Source organism: Nocardia sp. SYP-A9097, assembly GCF_009649815.1.
In the GTDB taxonomy this organism is placed as follows: Bacteria; Actinomycetota; Actinomycetes; order Mycobacteriales; family Mycobacteriaceae; genus Nocardia.
Genome location: NZ_WJIC01000001.1, coordinates 273,569 through 292,537, shown reverse-complemented (window position 1 = coordinate 292,537; position 18,969 = coordinate 273,569). Strand labels below are relative to the sequence as shown.

8 protein-coding genes are annotated in these 18,969 nt (G+C 66.3%); 5 read left to right on the top strand and 3 right to left on the bottom strand.

The genetic code is table 11. The features are described from left to right. Positions 1–108 precede the first annotated feature (108 nt). The 4 genes from fadD32 (at position 109) to GFY24_RS41565 (ending at position 9,217) form a co-directional block, all read left to right on the top strand. Positions 109–2,031, top strand: coding sequence for a long-chain-fatty-acid--AMP ligase FadD32 (gene fadD32 / locus GFY24_RS01405; protein WP_153803102.1), 1,923 nt, complete (start codon positions 109–111; stop codon positions 2,029–2,031). Between the two features lie 128 nt (positions 2,032–2,159). Further along, positions 2,160–7,343, top strand: coding sequence for a polyketide synthase Pks13 (gene pks13 / locus GFY24_RS01400; protein ID WP_194852703.1), 5,184 nt, complete (start codon positions 2,160–2,162; stop codon positions 7,341–7,343). Positions 7,344–7,395: 52 nt separating this feature from the next. Beyond that, a complete protein-coding gene (locus GFY24_RS01395) occupies positions 7,396–8,940 on the top strand; it encodes an acyl-CoA carboxylase subunit beta (protein WP_309230297.1) in 1,545 nt (514 codons plus the stop codon). A gap of 76 nt (positions 8,941–9,016) precedes the next feature. Next, positions 9,017–9,217: a DUF5988 family protein gene (locus tag GFY24_RS41565; RefSeq protein WP_228565892.1), complete on the top strand. Its 201-nt coding sequence runs from the start codon at positions 9,017–9,019 to the stop codon at positions 9,215–9,217. Positions 9,218–9,240: 23 nt separating this feature from the next. Here the strand turns inward: GFY24_RS41565 and GFY24_RS01390 are convergent, their stop codons facing one another. The 3 genes from GFY24_RS01390 to GFY24_RS01380 form a co-directional block, all read right to left on the bottom strand. Continuing rightward, positions 9,241–10,014 carry an alpha/beta fold hydrolase gene (locus tag GFY24_RS01390; RefSeq protein WP_153803101.1) on the bottom strand — a complete coding sequence of 258 codons (774 nt, stop codon included), beginning with the start codon at positions 10,012–10,014 and terminating at the stop codon, positions 9,241–9,243. A gap of 138 nt (positions 10,015–10,152) precedes the next feature. Then, the gene (locus tag GFY24_RS01385; RefSeq protein WP_375335981.1) at positions 10,153–13,479 is read right to left on the bottom strand and encodes an arabinosyltransferase domain-containing protein; all 3,327 of its coding nucleotides are present in this window, start codon (positions 13,477–13,479) and stop codon (positions 10,153–10,155) included. A 188-nt stretch (positions 13,480–13,667) separates the two neighbouring features. Further along, positions 13,668–16,949, bottom strand: a complete 3,282-nt coding sequence (locus tag GFY24_RS01380; RefSeq protein WP_309230296.1) for an arabinosyltransferase domain-containing protein — start codon at positions 16,947–16,949, stop codon at positions 13,668–13,670. Between the two features lie 136 nt (positions 16,950–17,085). Between GFY24_RS01380 and GFY24_RS01375 the strand changes: the two genes are divergently transcribed. Further along, positions 17,086–18,966 carry a serine/threonine-protein kinase gene (locus GFY24_RS01375; protein WP_194852702.1) on the top strand — a complete coding sequence of 627 codons (1,881 nt, stop codon included), beginning with the start codon at positions 17,086–17,088 and terminating at the stop codon, positions 18,964–18,966. The last annotated feature ends 3 nt before the right edge of the window (positions 18,967–18,969 follow it).

The following is an 18,969-nucleotide window of genomic DNA, read 5'->3' as shown; positions in this document are numbered from 1 at the left end:
CAGGTCGGCTCTCAACGAGAGCTCCCCGCGGGCGAAAAGTCGGGGCCTCACAGGCAACAGCGGCATAGTCGCCGTCATTGCTGCGTGTGCCTCGGAGGAGAAGAAGGAATGGACGAGACTTTCGACGATTACCTCGACGAAACGGGGAACATCACGATTCCCGAGGGGCGCACCCTCGTCGACTACGTCGAGAAGCACACGCACGGGAACGACGCCGATGATCTGGCCTACCGGTACATCGACTACTCACGTGAGCGCGACGGTGTTTATCAGGATCTGACCTGGAGTCAGTTCGGCGTTCGGCTGCGCGCGGTGGCTGCACGTCTTCAGCAGGTGACCAAGCGTGGTGATCGTGTCGCGATCCTGGCCCCCCAGGGCCTGGACTACGTCATCTCCTTCTTCGCTGCCATCTATGCGGGCACCATCTCGGTACCCCTGTTCGATCCGGACGAGCCGGGCCACACCGATCGCCTGCACGCGGTGCTCGGTGACTGCACGCCCGCGGCGATCCTGACGGCCAGCTCCTCGGCCGCCGGTGTCCGCCAGTTCTTCCGCGGACTCCCTGCGGCGCAGCGGCCCCGGATCATCGCGGTGGACGCGATCCCCGACAGTGTCGGCGAGTCGTGGATCCGCCCCGATATCGCGGTCGACGATATCGCGTACCTGCAATACACCTCGGGTTCGACACGCACTCCGGCGGGTGTCGAGATCACCCACCGCGGTGTCGGCACCAATGTGCTGCAGATGGTGAACGCGCTGGACCTGAACTGGAATTCGCGCGGCGTCACCTGGCTGCCGCTGTACCACGACATGGGTCTGCTGACGGTGATCCTGCCCGCCGTGGGCGGTAAGTACATCACCATCATGTCGCCGTCCGCGTTCGTGCGCCGGCCCTCACGCTGGATCCAGGAACTGGCCGCGGTCTCGGACGGCGCCGGAACCTTCGCCGCCGCACCGAACTTCGCGTTCGAGCACGCCGCCGCGCGTGCCGTGCCGAAGGCCGGTGAGTCGCTGGATCTTTCGAATGTGATCGGCCTGATCAACGGCTCCGAGCCGGTGACCACCGGGTCGATGAAGAAGTTCAACGAGGCGTTCGCGCCGTACGGCCTGCCCAAGACCGCCATCAAGCCCTGTTACGGCATGGCCGAGGCGACCCTGTTCGTCTCCGCCACCCGGCACGAGGACGAGGCCAAGGTCATCTACGTCGACCGCACCGAACTCAATGCCGGTCACATCGTGAAGGTCGAGCAGGGCACGCCGAACTCCATCGCCCAGGTCTCCTGCGGCTATGTGTCGCTCTCGCAGTGGGGTGCCATCGTGGACCCCGAATCGGTCGATGCCCCCGAGGGCGCGACCGAACTGCCCGAGGGCAGGGTCGGCGAGATCTGGTTGCACGGCAACAATGTCGGCATCGGCTACTGGGGTCGCGCCGAGGAGACCCAGAAGACCTTCCGGAACCGGATCGTCAACCGGGTCGCCGACGGCTCGCACGCCGAAGGTGTTCCGGCCGACGGCAATTGGCTGCGCACCGGCGACTACGGCGTGTACGTGGACGGCGAGCTGTACATCACCGGCCGCGTCAAGGACCTGGTCATCGTGGACGGCCGCAATCACTATCCGCAGGATCTGGAGTTCTCCGCACAGGAGGCCTCCAAGGCGCTGCGCCCCGGCTTCGTCGCCGCGTTCTCGGTTCCGGCCAACCAGCTGCCCGCGGAAGTCTTTGCGCAGGACAGTCATTCGGGCCTGAGCTTCGACCCGGACGACGGTTCCGAACAGCTGGTCATCGTGGCCGAGCGTGGTCCCGGTGCGGGCAAGGCCGATCCGGGTCCGATCGCGGATGTGGTGCGTGGTGCGCTCTCCACCCGCCACGGCGTCACCGCCCGCGACATTCTGCTGGTACCCGCGGGCTCGATTCCGCGTACCTCCAGTGGCAAGATCGCGCGCGCCGCCTGCCGGGCGGCGTACATCGAAGGCACGCTGCGTGGTGGTTACACGCAGCAGGCTTTCCCCGATGCTCCTGACGAGGAGTGAGGCGGAGCATCTAACGTGGAGTGGCGCGGGCCTTGACGGGTCCGCGCCACTCATGCATGAAGCTGGGCCGCTTCGAACGTCCGAATCACTGCCGCGCATCGAACGCAGACAGGTAGCTTGAGGAACTGATGGCTGAGAACGAGGGCACGTCCCCCACCCAGACGACCGACAATGCTCCGACGGCGTCCGACGCCGCGAAACCGGAACCCACCGGCGCGAATATGACCGTGACGGAGCTGCGTGAGTGGCTGCGCCGCTGGGTCGCCGACGCCACCGGGCAGCCGTACGAGCAGATCACCGTGGAACGGCCGATGGAGGAATTCGGCCTGGCCTCGCGGGATGCGCTCGCGCTAGGCGGGGATATCGAGGACCTCACCGGGGTCGTGCTCAATGCGACCATCGTCTATCAGCACCCGACGATCGCTTCGCTCGCGGAGCGAATCATCAACGGGGAACCCGATCTTCCGGCCGAATCGGCTGACGACTCGTTCTACACGGCGGGGTATTCGCCGGACGAGGCGCACGATATCGCGATCGTCGGTTTGTCCACGCGTTTGCCGGGTGCGGGCGAGACACCCGAATCCACGTGGGAATTCCTGATCAATCGCGGTGACGGCATCCGCGATCTACCCGAGGGCCGCTGGTCCGAGTTCATGAGCGACCCGCGAGCGGCCGAGGCCATCGCGAACGCGAACACGAAGGGTGGCTACCTCGATCAGGAAGTGATCAAGGGCTTCGACGCCGAATTCTTCGCTACCTCGCCGGTCGAGGTGGAGCGCATGGACCCGCAGCAGCGGTTGACCATGGAGCTCACCTGGGAAGCGTTGGAGCACGCCAGGATTCCGGCGAACACCCTCAAGGGGCGGTCGGTCGGCGTGTACGTCGGCTCGTCGGGCAATGAGTTCATGCTGATCGCGGCGATGGCAGTCGGCAGCACCCAGCAGGAGGCGAAGACGCCGCTGTCGGCCGAGGCATACGCCATCATGGGCAGCGTCTCGTCGATCATCGCCAACCGCACCTCGTACTTCTTCGACTTCCGTGGTCCGTCCGTGGCTATCGATACCGCGTGCTCGTCCTCGCTGGTGGCGGTCCACGACGCAGTGCGTGCGCTGCGCAGCGGTGAGGCCGATCTGGCGCTGGCCGGCGGCGTGAACGCGCTGGTGGCGCCGATGCCCACGCTGGGCTTCGACGCTAATGGCGGTATCGCGAAGGACGGCCGCCTCAAGGCGTTCTCGTCCGACGCAGACGGTTTCGTACGTGGTGAGGGCGGCGCCCTGGTGGTGCTCAAGCGCCTGGCCGATGCCGAGCGCGATGGGGACAAGATCTACGCCGTCGTCAAGGGTTCGGCGGTCAACAACGACGGCCGCTCCAATGGCATGCTCGCGCCGAATCCGGACGCGCAGGCCGAGGTGCTGCGTCGCGCCTACCGGGATGCCGGAATCGCGCCGTCCAGCGTCGATTACATCGAGGCGCACGGCACCGGCACGCTGATCGGTGACCCGATCGAGGCCGATGCGCTGGGCCGGGTGGTCGGTCGTGGCCGCGATGCCGACAAGCCTGCCCTGCTGGGTTCGGCCAAGACGAACTTCGGTCACCTGGAGTCCGGTGCGAGTGCGGCCGGTCTGGCCAAGGTGATTCTGGCGTTGCAGCACAACGTCATTCCGCCGACCATCAACTACACGAGCCCGAATCCCTTCATCCCGTGGGATCAGGTGCACCTGAAGGTCGTCGATCAGCCGACCGAGATCCCGCGTTACAGCGGTACCGCCACGATCGGTGTCTCCGGTTTCGGTTTCGGTGGCACCAATGCGCACGTGGTCATCCAGGAGTACGTGCCGCCCGCGACCGTGCCCGCGCGCTCCGATGCCGCGGACCTCGATGACGAGACCACCGATGTGGTCGCCGAGGCCGAGAAGCTGCTCGATGCCGGTGCGCCGGAACAGGAGTGGACCCGCGAGGAGCCGCTGCCGCTGATCCTGCCGGTCTCGGCGTACCTGCCCTCCCGCCGTAAGCGCGCCGCGACGGATCTTGCCGATTGGCTGGAATCCGAAGCGGGACAGGCGACTCCGCTCGCCGATGTGGCGCGATCGCTGGCCAAGCGCAATCACGGCCGCTCGCGCGGTGTGGTCATCGCCAAGAATCATGAAGAGGCCGTCGCGGGCCTGCGCGCCATCGTCGAGGGCAAGCCGGGCACCGGTGTCTTCACCGCCGATTCCCCCGCCGCCAAGGGCGCGCTGTGGGTGATGGCCGGTTTCGGTGCGCAGCATCGCAAGATGGGCAAGCAGCTCTACACCGAGAACACCATCTTCCGTAGGACCGTCGACGAGGTCGACGAGTACGTGCAGGACGAGGCCGGTTACTCGGTCGTCGAGATGATCCTCGATGACGAGCGGGACTGGGATATCGGTACCGGCCAGGTCGGTACCTTCACCATCCAGCTCGGCCTGGCCGCGATTCTGCGCGCGCACGGCGCACAGCCGGAGGGCGTGGTCGGCCACTCGCAGGGTGAGGTTGCGGGAGCGTACATTTCGGGCGGACTGCCCATGGAGGACGCGGTTCGCGTCATCTGCGCGCGCTCGCGGCTGATGGCCGAGGGCGAGGCCATGCTCACCGATGACCAGGTGCGCAATATGGCGCTGGTCGAGTACTCGGCCGAGGCCATCGAGGAAGTCCTCGTCGACTACCCGGATCTCGAGGTCGCGGTGTACGCCGCGCCCACCAATACCGTTATCGGTGGTCCGCCGGATCAGGTGCACGCGATCGTGGCGCGCGCCGAGGCCGAGGGCAAATTCGCGCGCGTACTGCAGACCCGCGGCGCCGGCCACACCTCGCAGATGGACATGCTGCTCGGTGAATTGGCCGCGGAGCTGGCCGGTTTGGAGCCGACCGCGCTGCAGCACGATCTGTACTCGACCGTGCACAAGGACGGCGTCTACCGTGCCGGGCACGCGCCCGTGCACGATGTGGACTACTGGGTCACGAATATGCGCGGCTCGGTGTACTTCACCAATGCCATCCGGCAGGCCGTGAACACCGGTATCACCACGTACCTGGAGCTCGCGCCGAATTCCGTTGCGCTCATGCAGGTTTTGGGCACCACCTTCGCGGCGGGCGTCCACAATGCGGCGCTGATTCCCACGCTCAAGCGCAAGGAAGACGAATCCGCCGCTGTCGTCTCGGCTTTGGCGCAGCTGTACGTGCAGGGCCACACGGTGGATCTGTCCTCGCTGCTGCCCGCCGGTGATTACGCCGACGTGCCGCGCACCGCGTTCCTGCGAAAGCAGTACTGGCCCAAGGTTTCTCTCACCGGCGACGCCGGCAGCAGCCGGATGCCGGGCTCGCATGTGGCGCTGCCGGACGGCCGCCACGTGTGGGAGGTACAGGCGAGTGCCGTCGAGGATCTCGCCGCGCTGGTGAATGCCGCTGCCGCACAGGTGCTTTCGGATGTCACCGTGGGCGCGTCCGTCGCGCACGGGGTGGTTCCGGCCGCCGGCACCCTCACCACCACGCTCACCCCGCATCCGGGTGGCGCGTCGGTATCGGTGCACGCCAAGGATGGCTCTGTCTTCCGCGCACTGTTCGACGCCGTCGTCACCTCCGGTGCGCCATTGCCGGAATCGGTTGTGGCACAGCCGGTCAAGGCGGTGGAAGCCGCTCCGGTCGCGGTCGTCGAGGAGGCCGGTGAGCGCTGGAACCCGAACGGTTCGCAGACCATCGAACAGCGCCTGGCGATCATTGTCGCCGAATCCATGGGTTACGCCGTCGAGGATCTGCCCATGGAGATCCCGCTCATGGAGCTGGGTCTGGACTCGCTGATGGCCATGCGCATCAAGAACCGCGTCGAGTACGAATTCGATATCCCGCAGCTGCAGCTGCAGGCGGTCCGGGACGCCAGCCTGCTCGAGGTCGGCAAGGTTTTGCGCTACGCCATCGAGCACCGCGAGGAGCTGGCCGATATCGCCGCCCGTCAGGCCGCCGGTGAGGAGATCACCGTCGACGGCGACCTGGTCGCCGCCGCCCGCGCGGCCATGGCGGCGGGCACCGACCCGGCAGCCGTACTGCCGGCCGCCGCCGATCGCCTGGACAACGAGTCCACCGATGTGATCGCCGAAGCCGAGACGATCACCGCGGAAGCCCCTGCGGTGGAATCGAATTCACTGACCGCGGCGGATGTCGAGACGGCTCCGGCCGGTATCGAAGCCGCACCGGAGTTCGCCGAGACCGATAAGGACAATGTGCCGCCGCGTAACGCGCCGGAGCGCCTGGCCTTCGGCACCTGGGCGCTGGCCACCGGCAAGTCCGCGGGCGGCATCTTCAACCAGCTGCCCGAACTCGACGAAGCCACCATGGACAAGCTCATCGGGCGGCTGTCGGAGCGGGTGAAGACCCAGGTCGACGCCGATCAGGTGCGGTCGGCCCGGACCATCGAGCAGCTGGCCGAGTTGGTGGCCACCTATCAGGAGCACGGCGACGATGTCGAGGGCTTCGTGCGTACCCTGCGCGCGCAGGCACCCGGTTCGGATGCGGTGCCGGTCTTCGTCTTCCACGCCTCGGGCGGTAACACCCTCGTCTACGAGCCGCTGCTGAAGCGTCTCCCGGCGGGTACCCCGATGTATGGTTTCGAGCGCGTCGAGGGTTCGATCGAAGAGCGTGCGCGCCAGTACATTCCGGAGATTCGCAAGCGGCAGCCCGAGGGCCCGTACTTCCTGTACGGCTGGTCGCTCGGTGGTGTGTTCGCGTTGAAGGTCGCCGAGCTCATGCGTGCCGAGGGCGCGGATGTGCGCGAGGTCGGTCTGATCGATGTGGCTCTGCCGTCGCAGCCGCATCTCGACACTCCCGAAGAGCGGGTGAATCGGGTTCGGCGCTTCCAGAACTTCGCCAAGAAGACCTACGGCTTCGAGGGTGAACTCGACGACGAGCAGCTCGAGGAGTTGGCCGGCGCATCCGATGCGGAGCAGATCGATATCGTCCTGGAACTGGTCAAGTTCGCCGGGGTCGATATCCCGGGTGGTGTGCTCGAGCATCAGCGGAGTTCGTACATCGACGGTGGTGAGTTGCAGCGGATCTCGCCGCAGCGTTATGAGGGTCACGTGGTGCTCTACCTGGCCGATCGCTACCACGACGGAATCATCGAACTGGAACCGCGTTTCGGTGAGCGGCTGCCGAACGGTGGTTGGGAACAGCACATTCCGGATCTGGAGATCATCCACATCCCGGGTGACCACATCGATATCGTCGACGAACCGCGTATCGGTGTGATCGGTGCCGACCTGGCCGAGAAACTTGGGGCAATCGACACGCATGCGAAATAGCCCCGCCGCGAAAAAGGTTCTGCGAAAGTAGGCTTCTGCCGAAGGGAGCCCCGTGACCACGACCGCAGAGAAACTCGCCGACTTGCGACACAAGCTGGCAATCGCGAGCGAACCGGCGGGCGAAGCGGGGATAGCGAAGCGGGCTCGGAAGGGTATCCCTTCCGCCCGCGACCGGATCAATATGCTGCTGGATCCGGGCACCTTCGTGGAAATCGGTGCGCTGGTGAAGAATCCGGGCGATAAGTCCGCTTTGTACAGCGATGGTGTGGTCACCGGGCACGGTTTGGTGGAGGGCCGCCCGGTGGCGGTCTTCTCCCATGATCAAACCGTGTACGGCGGTTCGGTGGGAGAGATGTTCGGCCGCAAGGTCGCTGGGATCATGGAGTTCGCGGCGAAGGTCGGCTGCCCGGTGGTGGGTATCAATGATTCGGGTGGCGCGCGGGTTCAGGAGGCGGTCACCTCACTGGCCTGGTACGCGGAGTTGGGCCGCCGCCAGGAGCCGCTTTCCGGTCTGGTGCCACAGATTTCGATGATTCTGGGCAGTTGCGCGGGTGGCGCGGTCTACGCGCCGATCAATACCGACGTCGTGGTCGCCACCGAAGAGGCGTACATGTTCGTCACCGGTCCCAAGGTGATTCGTGAGGTCACCGGCGAGGATGTCAGCCTCGAGGAGCTCGGCGGCGCACGCAATCAAGCCGAGTACGGCAATATCCATCATGTCGCGAAAGATGAAGCGGCAGCGTTCGATTGGGTCCGCCACTACCTGGGCTTCCTGCCGTCGAGCTGCCAGGAAATCGCCCCGATCGTGAACCCGGGCCTGGAACCGGAGATCACCGATTCGGATCTGGAACTGCGCGGTATCGTCCCCGATGCCGACAATGCGGGCTATGACATGCATGAAATCCTGCTCCGCATCTTCGACGACGGCGACTTCCACGAATTCGGAGAATCCGCGGGCCGCAACGTAATCTGCGGTTTCGCCAGAGTCGACGGCCGCCCGGTCGGCGTGGTCGCCAACCAGCCCATGGTCTACGCCGGAGCCCTGGACGCCCGCGCCTCGGACAAGGCCGCCCATTTCGTCCGACTATGCGACGCCTTCGAACTCCCGCTGGTCTTCGTGGTCGACACCCCGGGCTTCCTACCCGGTGTGGAACAGGAGAAGATCGGCGTCATCAAACGAGGCGGCCGCTTCATCTTCTCCTTCGTGGAGGCCACGGTTCCCAAGGTCACCGTGGTCATCCGCAAGTCCTACGGCGGCGGCTATGCCGTCATGGGCTCCAAACAACTCGGCGCGGACGTGAACCTGGCCTGGCCCACCGCCCGAATCGCCGTCATGGGCGCGGAATCCGCCGTAACCCTCATCGGCGCAAAATCTTTGAAAGCGGCCCCCGAAGATCAGCGCCGCGCCATGCGGCAGCAGATGATCGACTTCTACAACGCCACCATGGCCACGCCCTGGGTGGCGGCCGAGCGCGGCTACATCGACGCGGTCATCGACCCCGCCGCCACCCGGCTGGAAATTCGTCGTGCCCTGCAGTTGCTGCGCGACAAATCCTTGCCCCGCAGCCCCCGCAAACACCACCTGCTGCCGCTTTAGCCCGCACGACGGCTCGCGGCTCGCCGATTGTGCTGAATCGGTCGGTCGGGTGGGGTGGATGTGAGAGCCTTCAGCTATGAGTAGCTCACCTAAGGCAGTGCTCGAAGGCGGACCTGACGGGCTGGAACAGCGGATTGTGCCGATTACTCCGCCGGGGATCGAGTTGAGGGTTGCGCATGGGGATGGGTATGAGCGGTTCAAGGTGACGCCGCGGTGGCAGGACACCGCGGAGGGTAATTTGCCCGTTTACGAGTGGGTCGCACACATAGCGCACTGACAGCAGTCGAGCGGCATCGAGAACTAGGACTGGGCGGCGCGGCGGCGAATGGGCTGCCGCGTCGGGACCGGGTCGTTGGTCAGGAAGTTGGCGATCAGGGGGTAGACCTCGTTCGGCTTCTCCATGACCAGCAGGTGTGAAGTGCCCGGGATGACGGCCAGTTCCGAGTTGGGGATGGCGCGGTAGAGGGCGATGGTGTGCTCCAGGGAGACGGAGTCGTCGTCACTGGCCACCACCAGGGTGCGGGTGGGGAGTGCCCGCAGCTGCTCGGGGGTGAGATCGGGCTGGGTTTCCCACATTTCGGCGAGTTTGCGGGCCACGATCGGGAAGTGTTCTTCGCCGTCGGGGGAGACCTCGCCGTAGCTTCCGGCCAGATACTGCTGCACCGATTCGTCTTCGAAATCGTCCAGGACGCCGGGGATGATGCCGTCGTAATGGAAATTTCCGCTGATCAAGACCAGTTTGCGGACCAGGTCGGGGCGGCGCAGGGCCACCATCAGCGCCACATTCGCGCCGTCGCTGTGGCCGACCAGGTGGGCGGGTTCGCCGACGACCTTCTCCAGGAACGCGATCATGTCCTCGGCCATGACGTCGTACGAGAGCGGGCCCTCGACATCGGGGGTGTGGCCGTGGCCGCGGCGGTCGGTCTTGTAGACCCGGAAGCGGCCGACCAGAGAAGGCATGGCGGGGGCGAACATTCGCGAATCGACGAAGGCGCCATGCATAAGGACCACGGATTCACCGTCGCCGTGCACGTCGTACCAGGCCGCCACATCGCCGAGTTGAATGTTCACCATGGGGTTCATTGTCCGGGGTGGGTCCCGCCGGTTTCACAACGGGTGCCCGCTGGTGGTGAGCAACGGGTGCGGTAAGCGGGAAAACGGAAGCGGCCGCCCGCGTTTCGCAGGCGGCCGCTGCAGCCGTTCAGTCGGATATCAGGCCCGGAGTTTGCCCGGTGACCAGAGTCCGGAGCGGTTCTCGGTCCCGGTCTGGATCTCGGCCGCGGTGGCCGGGTAGTACGGCGTGTACTTCTCCAGCGAACCCCAGTCCCGTGCCCAGTTATCCTTCAGATAGGTGGGCACGGTCTGTGAGGAGCCGAGCATCTCCGCCCAGCCGAGCGGTCCGCCGAACTCCTCGGCCTGCCAGGTATTGGTGGAGCTGATGGCGAGCGGCCGGTCCGGCAGGATGCGGTAGTTCGGCACCTCGGCCACCCCGTAGCGGTGGTTGAACGGCCGCTGGCACGGGAATTGCAGGCCGACGGCCCAGTCCTCCAGGATCGGCTGATCCTTACCGAGGAAGCTGTTGAGCGTCTGCAACTTCGGCACCCGCGGCGGGGTGAACGCCAGCCACTGATCGCCGATGAGGATCGGGTCATTGGCATCGATGCGGATGACATCGGCATCGCCGGGCAGTGCGTCGACCGGCACCCGCAGATTGCGCCACGAAGGCGCGGGACCGATGTCCTTGGGCCGGTAGTTGCCCGGCAGCTGAGTGACGGTCCCGTCCGGATTCTGGTGTCCGTACTCGACCAGCAGGCCCTGCCCGTAGGTCATATTGCCGGTCTCGTCGAAGGACATGATGCGCCCGGCCGCCGAGATCACGATGAGCGGCGAGTCCGCGGAGCGTGCGGGCAGCTTGTACCAGCTGGAGGTGAGGCGTGCGGGCTGCTGCACGCCGTCCTGCCAGCTGCCCATGACCGGTGTGGTGGCGGGGTCGAGCCCGAACGGCAGTGCCACGGTGGAACCGTTGACGCCCTCCGCGCCCTTGCCGCCGCCGGTGCCGGCGTTCTGCCCCTTCTCGAAGGCGGGGCCGACGGTCTGGTTGGAGGTATTGCCGGTGCCCGGCTTCACCTCGACACTGTCGGCGTCGAGCTTCTCGGGAACTCCATTGGGGGAGAAGCCGACCGGTTCGGCCCCGGCGAGCGGGTCACCGTTCAGCGGCGGATGCGCCGGATCGATGATCGGCGTCAGATCGCCGCCGTTCGGATTCGGTTCCACCAGCACGTCATTGGCGAGCCCGCAGCTCTCACCCTTCAGGGCGTCGAAGTTGGAGCGTGCCAGCGAGTAGGCCGGGTACTGCGTGACAGCGCCCTTCACCAGCGAGACCACCTCGAATGCCACCATGAGCGCCGCGACGACGGTCAATGGAATGGCCGCGAACTTGCGAACCCGCTTGCCGCGCTTGGTCTTCCCGTTGTCCAGCGGTTTGGCGTAACCCTCGCGCAGCGACTGCCACGCCACCACCGCGAGCGCGAGCGCGAAGAACAACAGCATCAAGGTATTCGACTGGTAACCGTGCAGTGAGACGCGCTTGTCGAACCACGGCACACCGAAGCTGGACACATACCAGTAGCCGTTGATACCGGAGAACGCCAGCGCGAGCGTGAACAGCAGACCCGCCAGGAATACGGACCGGTTCTTGCGTGACCGCAGGGCCGTGGCCGATACCGCGACCGCGGTGACCGCCGCCAGCGATCCCGCGATGCCCGCGTACGAACCGAAGTGGTGTGTCCACTTGGTCGGGTTGAACATCATGAAGAAGATGGTTCCGAACACCACGCCCAGCAGTCGCCAGGTCGGTCCGGAGGCGATGCCCGGCACCTGACGCCGGCGCAGCAGCACCAGCATGGTGGTGACCAGGCACAGGATCATGACCAGGAACGCGAAGCGCCGCGACAGTGAACCGTCGACGGTCTCGACGAACAGGTAGTAGTACCGCAGATAATCCTCGTACCAGGCGAGATTCGGCCCGGTGGCCTGCCGGACGCGGTTCGCCTCCATGATTCCGGCGAAGGTCTGATCGCCGAAGACGACCACCAGCACCAGCACTCCGGCCGCCGCGATGGGCGCGAGCAAGGCGAGATCACCGAACTGCTTGCGCCGGCGCACCGCGATCCGTACCAGTGGCCGGATGCCCGCGAGTAGCGCTGCCACGCACATCAATCCGGTCGGTGCGGCGGCGAGGGTGAACGCCGCGACCAATACCGCCACCGCCGCGGGCAGCAATCGTGAAGTGGCAATGGCACGTTCGATGGACACCCAGGTCAGCAGCGCGCCCAGCGCCACGATCGGCTCGGACCGCAGGCCGTTGTCATAGGGCAGCCAGAAGGCCAGGAACACCAGACCGCCGGTCCACAGCGCCACCTTGGAGGTGGCGACCCCGCGCCCGAGCCGCGGCACCACCTCGCGGCTGATGACCAGCCAGCAGAGAATGCCGCAGAGCAGCGCCGGAATTCGCACCCACGGGCTGGCGGTGGAGATCTCCGAGAACGCCTGGATCACGTAGTAGTACCAGCCGAACGGGGCCTCCGGGACACCGAACCAGCGGAAGTAGTTGGCCATATAGCCCGCGTGCGGTGCGACCCGAACCATGGTGAGGATGTAGCCGTCGTCGGAGGTGTTGGCGCCCACGAAATGCCACAGCACCAGCGTGCCGATAATGCCGCCGTCCGCCCAGCTCGGCTGCAGCCAGTGCCGGGGGAAGATGCGCCGATGCCCGCGCCCGTCACTGGTGTCGAGTACCGCGAGCGCGCCCATGGCCAGCAGTGTCAGCAGTACGGCCGCGATGATGGCGGCCAGTTTCAGGATCGTCGGCGAGGTGGAGAACCGCGAATCCACATTCATGTGGAAGGACAGGCCCTGCGGGACATCGCCTTTCAGGTCGGTGAAGACGCCGACCACCTGCGGCCGCAGATCACCCTCGAGCGCGTTCTCGACCGGCACGGTGACGAGCTCACGGCCGCCGTCGGCGGTCGGCTTCTCGACGGTGCGGGTCAGCCCCTCGAATTTCGCGTAGGTCCGCTTGTCATCGGAGGTGATGACAATGGACGAGCATTCGCTCATCTCGGATCGCTGCGCCGACACCACCACCGCATTGCGATCGAGCACATCGACGTTATCGCCGGAGACGCGGACGAACAGCCCCTCCAGGTCCGCGCCCCTGCCCTGCGGTGGCGCGGTTGCCAGCAGAATGCCCCCGCGCGGATCCAATTGCTGTATCGCCGAACAGGGAATGCTCGCGGTCAGATCGATCGGCACCTGCGACATGAGCGGTGCGTCGACATTCCCGAGCGTGCCGTTCTGCGGCCAGTCCACCACCGCCGTGGTCTGCTCGACCGGAAGGAACGGCGTCGCCAGCGCGAACAGGGCTCCCAGCACACCGGCGACGATCGCGATCATCTTCGCGATGCGATAGTCGCGCGGCGTCGCGGTGGGAGTCGGCGGCGATGGCGGTTTGCTCAATACAGCGGAGGCGTCGGGCACGGTTGCTGATCGTACTGTCCGCGAACCCGAGTGGCGCTGTTCACTCCGGCGGTGCGACACGTATGCCACATCGCAGCGGATTCCTCCGTCATTCCGGCGAACTTCAACCAGTCATCCCGGCGCGTTTTTGGCCGGGATCCACTGATCACTGTGGATCCCGGCCAAAAGCATGCCGGGATGACGAGGGGTCACTTCGCCCGAATAGGTGCATCCTTTGCGAGCCCCGAACGGGTTTCGACGGTTACGTCCGGGTCGGCGGCTACGGCGTCGGGGACATAGGGGGTGTACTGCTCGAGCGAACCCCAGTCCCGGCCCCAGTCGTGGTCGAGGTAGGACGGGCGGGATTGGGATTTCAGGAGTAGACCGGTCCAGCCGAGCGGCCCGCCGCCGATATCGTCCTGCCAGGCGTTGGAGGCGTCCGCGCCGACACGGTCGGGCAGGATGCGCCATTCGGGGATCTGGGCGATGCCGTCGTGGTGGTCGAAGGGGCGCTGGCAGGGGAAGGCCAGGCCGACGTGCCAGTCCTCCAGCACCGGGGCGGTGTGGCCGACAAGGGTATCGAGGGTTTGCAGTTCGGGCAGGCGGGGTGAGGTGACGGCCAGCCACTGCTTGGGGGTGATGTCGCGGTCGTCGGCTACCAGGCGAATGCTGTTGGCTCCCACCGGGATATCGGCGATCGGCACGCGCAGGTTGCGCCAGGACGGGGCGGGACCGATATCGATCGGGCGGAGCTTGCCGGTATTGCTCACGGTGCCGTCGGCGGCGCGGGTGCCGTATTCGACGAACAGGTCGCCGCCGTAGGTCTCCACACCGTCCTTGTTGATGGATCGAATGCGGCCCGCCGCAGTCACAATGAGGACCTTGTAGGCCGGGTCGTCGCGCACGCTGTCGGACAGATCGACCTTGTACCACTCGGTGGTGAGCTTGGCCGGGGCCTGACCGCCGTCGGTGTAGCTGCCCATGACGGGCGTGCGGGCGGGGTCGAGTCCGTACGGCAGTGCGACCGTCGATCCGTTGATGCCGGCCTGTGCGGTCTTGCCGCCGCCGGTGCCCGCGCCGGTGGTGTTTTTGGTCTTGTTGTCGGAGTCCTTGCTCACCGAGTTGGCGCCGCCGCTGACGGTCTCCTCGGCATCGGCGGTGAGGTCGGTGGCGACGCCGTTCGGGCCGAATCCGGTGTTCTCCGAAGACAATCCGTCGGCGGCCGAGCCGGTCCACGGTTGCAGCAGGGAGTCGGCGGTATTCGTCTCCACCAGTACGTCATTGGCGAGCGAGCACGAATCACCGTGCAGTGCATCGATATTCGACTTGGCGATGCTGTACGCCGGGTACTGGGTGATCGCGGCCTTGGCGAGCGAGGCAACCTCGAACAACACCAGTATCGCCGCCGCGATGGTGAGTGGCATGCTCGCGAATTTGTCGAAGGTGCGCACCGGTTTCGGCTGCCGGTACGGTTCGCGGTAATGCTGGAAGGCGGCGATGAGCAGGCAGAGAATCGCCAGTCCGAGGAAGAGTGTGGAGAAGCCCTTGCCCCCGATCAAGGGTGCCTTGTCGAACCACGGCACCCCGTAGCTGGAGACGTACCACCAGCCATTGGGTCCGGTGAAGGTGATGGCCAGCAGGAACAGCACCGCCGCCGCGAAGAGTGTGCGATTGCGCGGGGATCGAATTCCGTTGACGCCCACCGCTACTGCCGCCAGTGCCGCCACCGATCCGGCGAGCCCGGCGTACACGCCGAAGTGGTGTGTCCACTTGGTGGGTGTGAACATCATCAGGAACAGCGCCATGAAGATAATGCCGAGAATCCGCGCCGACGGCCCGCGTGAGGTGCCCGGAATGCGCCCGTTCTTGCGCAGCATCACCATGACGCAGACACCCAGGCACAGCAGCATGGCGAGAATTCCGAAGCGGCGCGCCAGCGACCCGTCGGGGGAGAGCATGAGCAGGGAATCCCAGCGGGTGCGCTCGTCGAACCAGGCGACATTCGGGCCGATGAGTTTGCGCACCTGGGTCGCCTCCATGACCGAGGCGAGGGTCTGATCGGCGAAAACAACCACCAGCACCAGGGTTCCGGCGGCAATACCGGGTGCGAGCAGCGCGGCATAGCGCAGTACGGCCGATCCGGTGCCCTTGGCCTGCTCGAGGATCACCTGCAGTACCGGCCGCGATCCGGCGATGAGCGCGGCGATACAGATGAGCCCGGTCGGCCCGGCGGCGAGTGAGAAGCCCGCGATCAGCACGCCGATCGCCGCGGGCAACAGCCGCCTGGTCGCGATCGCGCGTTCGATGGAGCACCAGGTCAGCAGCGCGCCCGCCGCGATGAGTGGCTCGGGGCGCAGGCCGTTGTCGTACGGCATCCACGCGGCCAGGAATACCAGCCCCGCCGTCCATACCGCGACATTGTCGCGTCGCACCCGGGAACCCAAGCGCGGCAGCACTTCCCGGCTGATCACCAGCCAGCACACCATGCCCGCGAGCAGTGCCGGCAGCCGCAGCCAGGGGCTGGAGTCGCTGATCCGGGTCATCCAGACCAGCACCTCGTACGGCCAGCCGAACGGGGCTTCGGCGACGCCGAACCACCGGTAGTAATTGGCCATATAGCCCGAAACCTTCGAGGCCCGAGCCATATTCATGATGTAGCCGTCATCGGAGGTATTGGCCCCGATGAAATGCCACACCACCAGCGTGCCCAGCACCGCGCCGTCGGCGAGGCGGAAACGCCACCACTGCGCGGGCAGGAAGCGCCGCGGCCGCCGCCCGTCCCGGGTGTCGAGCAGATGCAGGGCGTAGAGCGAGAGGAGCGTGAAGAGTGTCGCGCCGATAATGGCCGCGCGCTTCATCCAGCTCGGGCTGGAGGTGAAGCGGGCATCGATATCCGCGTGTGCGGCAGCGCTTCCCAGCTGTGCCCGGTTCAGATCGGTGAACATGCCGACCACCTGCGGCCGGGTATCGCCACCGACCCGGCCGACGAACGGCGTGCCGTCCTTGCGGGTGACACCGGTGAGTTCGACTCGCGTCTCGGTGGCATCGGAGTGCAGGGTCAGCGCCGTACAGTCCTGGATCTCCGCGACCGGAGCGGACAGCAGCGGAATGTTCCGCAGCAGTACCGACAGCGTGCGCCCGCCCTCGGTGCTCGCCGCGCCTTCCGCTCCGGCGGCCGGGGCACTCTCCTCGATCTTGACGACCAGGCCCTTGTCCACCGCCTTCCCGGAGGCGACCGGCACCGTCGAGTACAGCGTCCCACCGGGCAGCTCCCGCAGTGCCTGGCACGGCAGGTTCACATCCAGGCTCAGCGGCACATAGGACACCAGTGGCGCCTCGATATTCACCGAATCACCCTGTGGCCAGTGCACGGTGGGCCGGTCCTGCCGCACGGGCAGGATCGGTGTCAGCACCGCCAGCAGGAATCCGAGAATTCCGGATACCACGGCGAGCAGTCGGACTCGATGAAACGCTCGGGTGTCTTCGCGCACGGTTCCCGATGCTAGCCACCCCGCCGGGTTTCACCGGTGACCGCACCCGGGCCCCGGCTGAAATACTCTGCGGCCCTTTAAGATGGTGGGTATCCGAACTGGGCGAGGGGCCGGGCCGGGAGAATATCGAGGGAGCATGACCGAGCTGCGACCGGGCGAAGTGATCGCCGGGTACGTCATCGCGCGGCGAATAGGTGCTGGTGGGTCGGGCGTCGTGTACGCGGCGCGGCATCCCCGGCTGCCCAGGTTGACGGCGCTGAAGATCTTGAAACGTGGTGCGGACGACCGGGCCGGCGAAGGCTGGAAGCGCTTCGAGCGGGAGGCCGATATCGCCGCCCACTTCGATCATCCCAATATCGTGCAGGTGTACGACCGCGGGATCGAGGACGAGCGGTGCTGGATCTCCATGCAGTACATCGACGGTACCGATGCCGGTGAGCTGCATGGGATTTCACCCGATCGGGCGCTGCGGATCGCGGAGGAGATCGGCGGTGCGCTGGACTACGCGCACGGCAAGGGCGTACTGCATCGCGATGTGAAGCCGTCGAATATTCTGATCGCGACCCCGGAGAGTGGCCGCCCGGAGCGGGCGCTGCTCACCGATTTCGGGATCGCCCGGCTGCGGGATGAGACCACCAATTTGACGCATCCCGGCAGGATCTCGGCGACCTTCGCTTTCGCGTCCCCGGAACAGGTTTCGGGCAAACCGGTCGGCCCGGCCTCCGATCAGTACTCCCTCGCGTGCACCCTCTTCGTCCTGCTCACCGACCAGCGCCCCTTCACCGCCGACAATCTGCTCGGCTGGGTACACGCCCACACCCAGGGAAAACCGCTGCGCGTCAGTGTTATTCGCCCCGAACTGCCCGCCGCGCTGGACGCCGTCTTCGCGCGCGCCCTGGCCAAGGACGCGGACGACCGCTTCTCCAGCTGCACCGAATTCGCCGAGGCCGCCACCTCCGCCTACTACTCCGATCCCGCGCTGGCCGTCACCGCGCCCGCCCGCGTCGCCGCGCGCGGTGCTCCCGCTCTCCGCGCGAAGCCACGAAAACTGCTGTCACAGCGGCTGTTCCACAGGCGCATCATCATCCCAATGCTCGCCGTCGCGGTGGTCGCGTCTGGTGTGGGATTCGCACTGTCCCGCAATGTATCCGAACCGGCGAATACCGGAATCGGCTCGGTACCGGACAAATTCGTCGGCACCTGGCTCGCCACCGAGGGACAGACCAACTATCGCCTCGTTGTGCAGCAGGGCCGGATCGGCGATTCCATCCTGCAGAACCGGGTCGACGGCGTCCTGCCCAATGGCGCGCCCTTCCACTGCGAATTCGCCGCCCCGCTCGGCCAGGTCCCCGTCGAGGGCGATCGCCTGCTCATCGGCACCTCCGAAATCGTCGACGGCCAACCCGCCAATGCCTGCCGCGCCAATGGCCCCACCACCCTCACCCTGCTCTCGGACGGCCGGGTGAGCCGCAAAACCGATGTGAGCGGCCTGATCACGTACACCAGCGCCGATCAGGTGGCGAACTCCTGGGGCGGCTCGTACACCGCCATCGCCCGGGCCTTCCCGACCCTGGTCGGGCAATTGGCCGCCAATGGCAGTGCGGTGGGCTGGCAGGGCGCGAACTGTATGAAGCGCGATCCCGGTCCCGGGGATGCCGCCGCCGCGCAGGGTGCGCACCGGGCCGTGTGTAATGCGCAGGACCCGACCGGGCAGGTGCGCTTCGACTTCTACGATTTCGGCACCCGCCCCGGGCAATCGGCGGGTGCGCTGTTCTTCAACGGCAGCACGCGCGGTACCCCGGTCAGTCATCAGGATGTGGCCGGGGAATTGACCGTGACCACCGACAATGCCGTGGATTCGGCCACGGCCACCGATACCGAGACCCGGCATGTACTCGCCGCGGTCACCTTCCCGGACGGCGATCCGCGATCGCGTTTCGTTTTAGTGCTCCGCTGGCCGGGTCACACCGTCGATAATGTTTTGAGCGACTGGCTTTCCCGAGCGCCGCTGAAGTAGGTG

What these genes read in the sequence shown, in the direction of transcription:
- fadD32 (WP_153803102.1), top strand. Translation starts at nt 109, where the DNA reads ATGGACGAGACTTTCGACGATTACCTCGACGAAACGGGGAACATCACG.
- pks13 (WP_194852703.1), top strand. Translation starts at nt 2,160, where the DNA reads ATGGCTGAGAACGAGGGCACGTCCCCCACCCAGACGACCGACAATGCT.
- GFY24_RS41565 (WP_228565892.1), top strand. Translation starts at nt 9,017, where the DNA reads ATGAGTAGCTCACCTAAGGCAGTGCTCGAAGGCGGACCTGACGGGCTG.
- GFY24_RS01390 (WP_153803101.1), bottom strand. Translation starts at nt 10,014, where the DNA reads ATGGTGAACATTCAACTCGGCGATGTGGCGGCCTGGTACGACGTGCAC.
- GFY24_RS01375 (WP_194852702.1), top strand. Translation starts at nt 17,086, where the DNA reads ATGACCGAGCTGCGACCGGGCGAAGTGATCGCCGGGTACGTCATCGCG.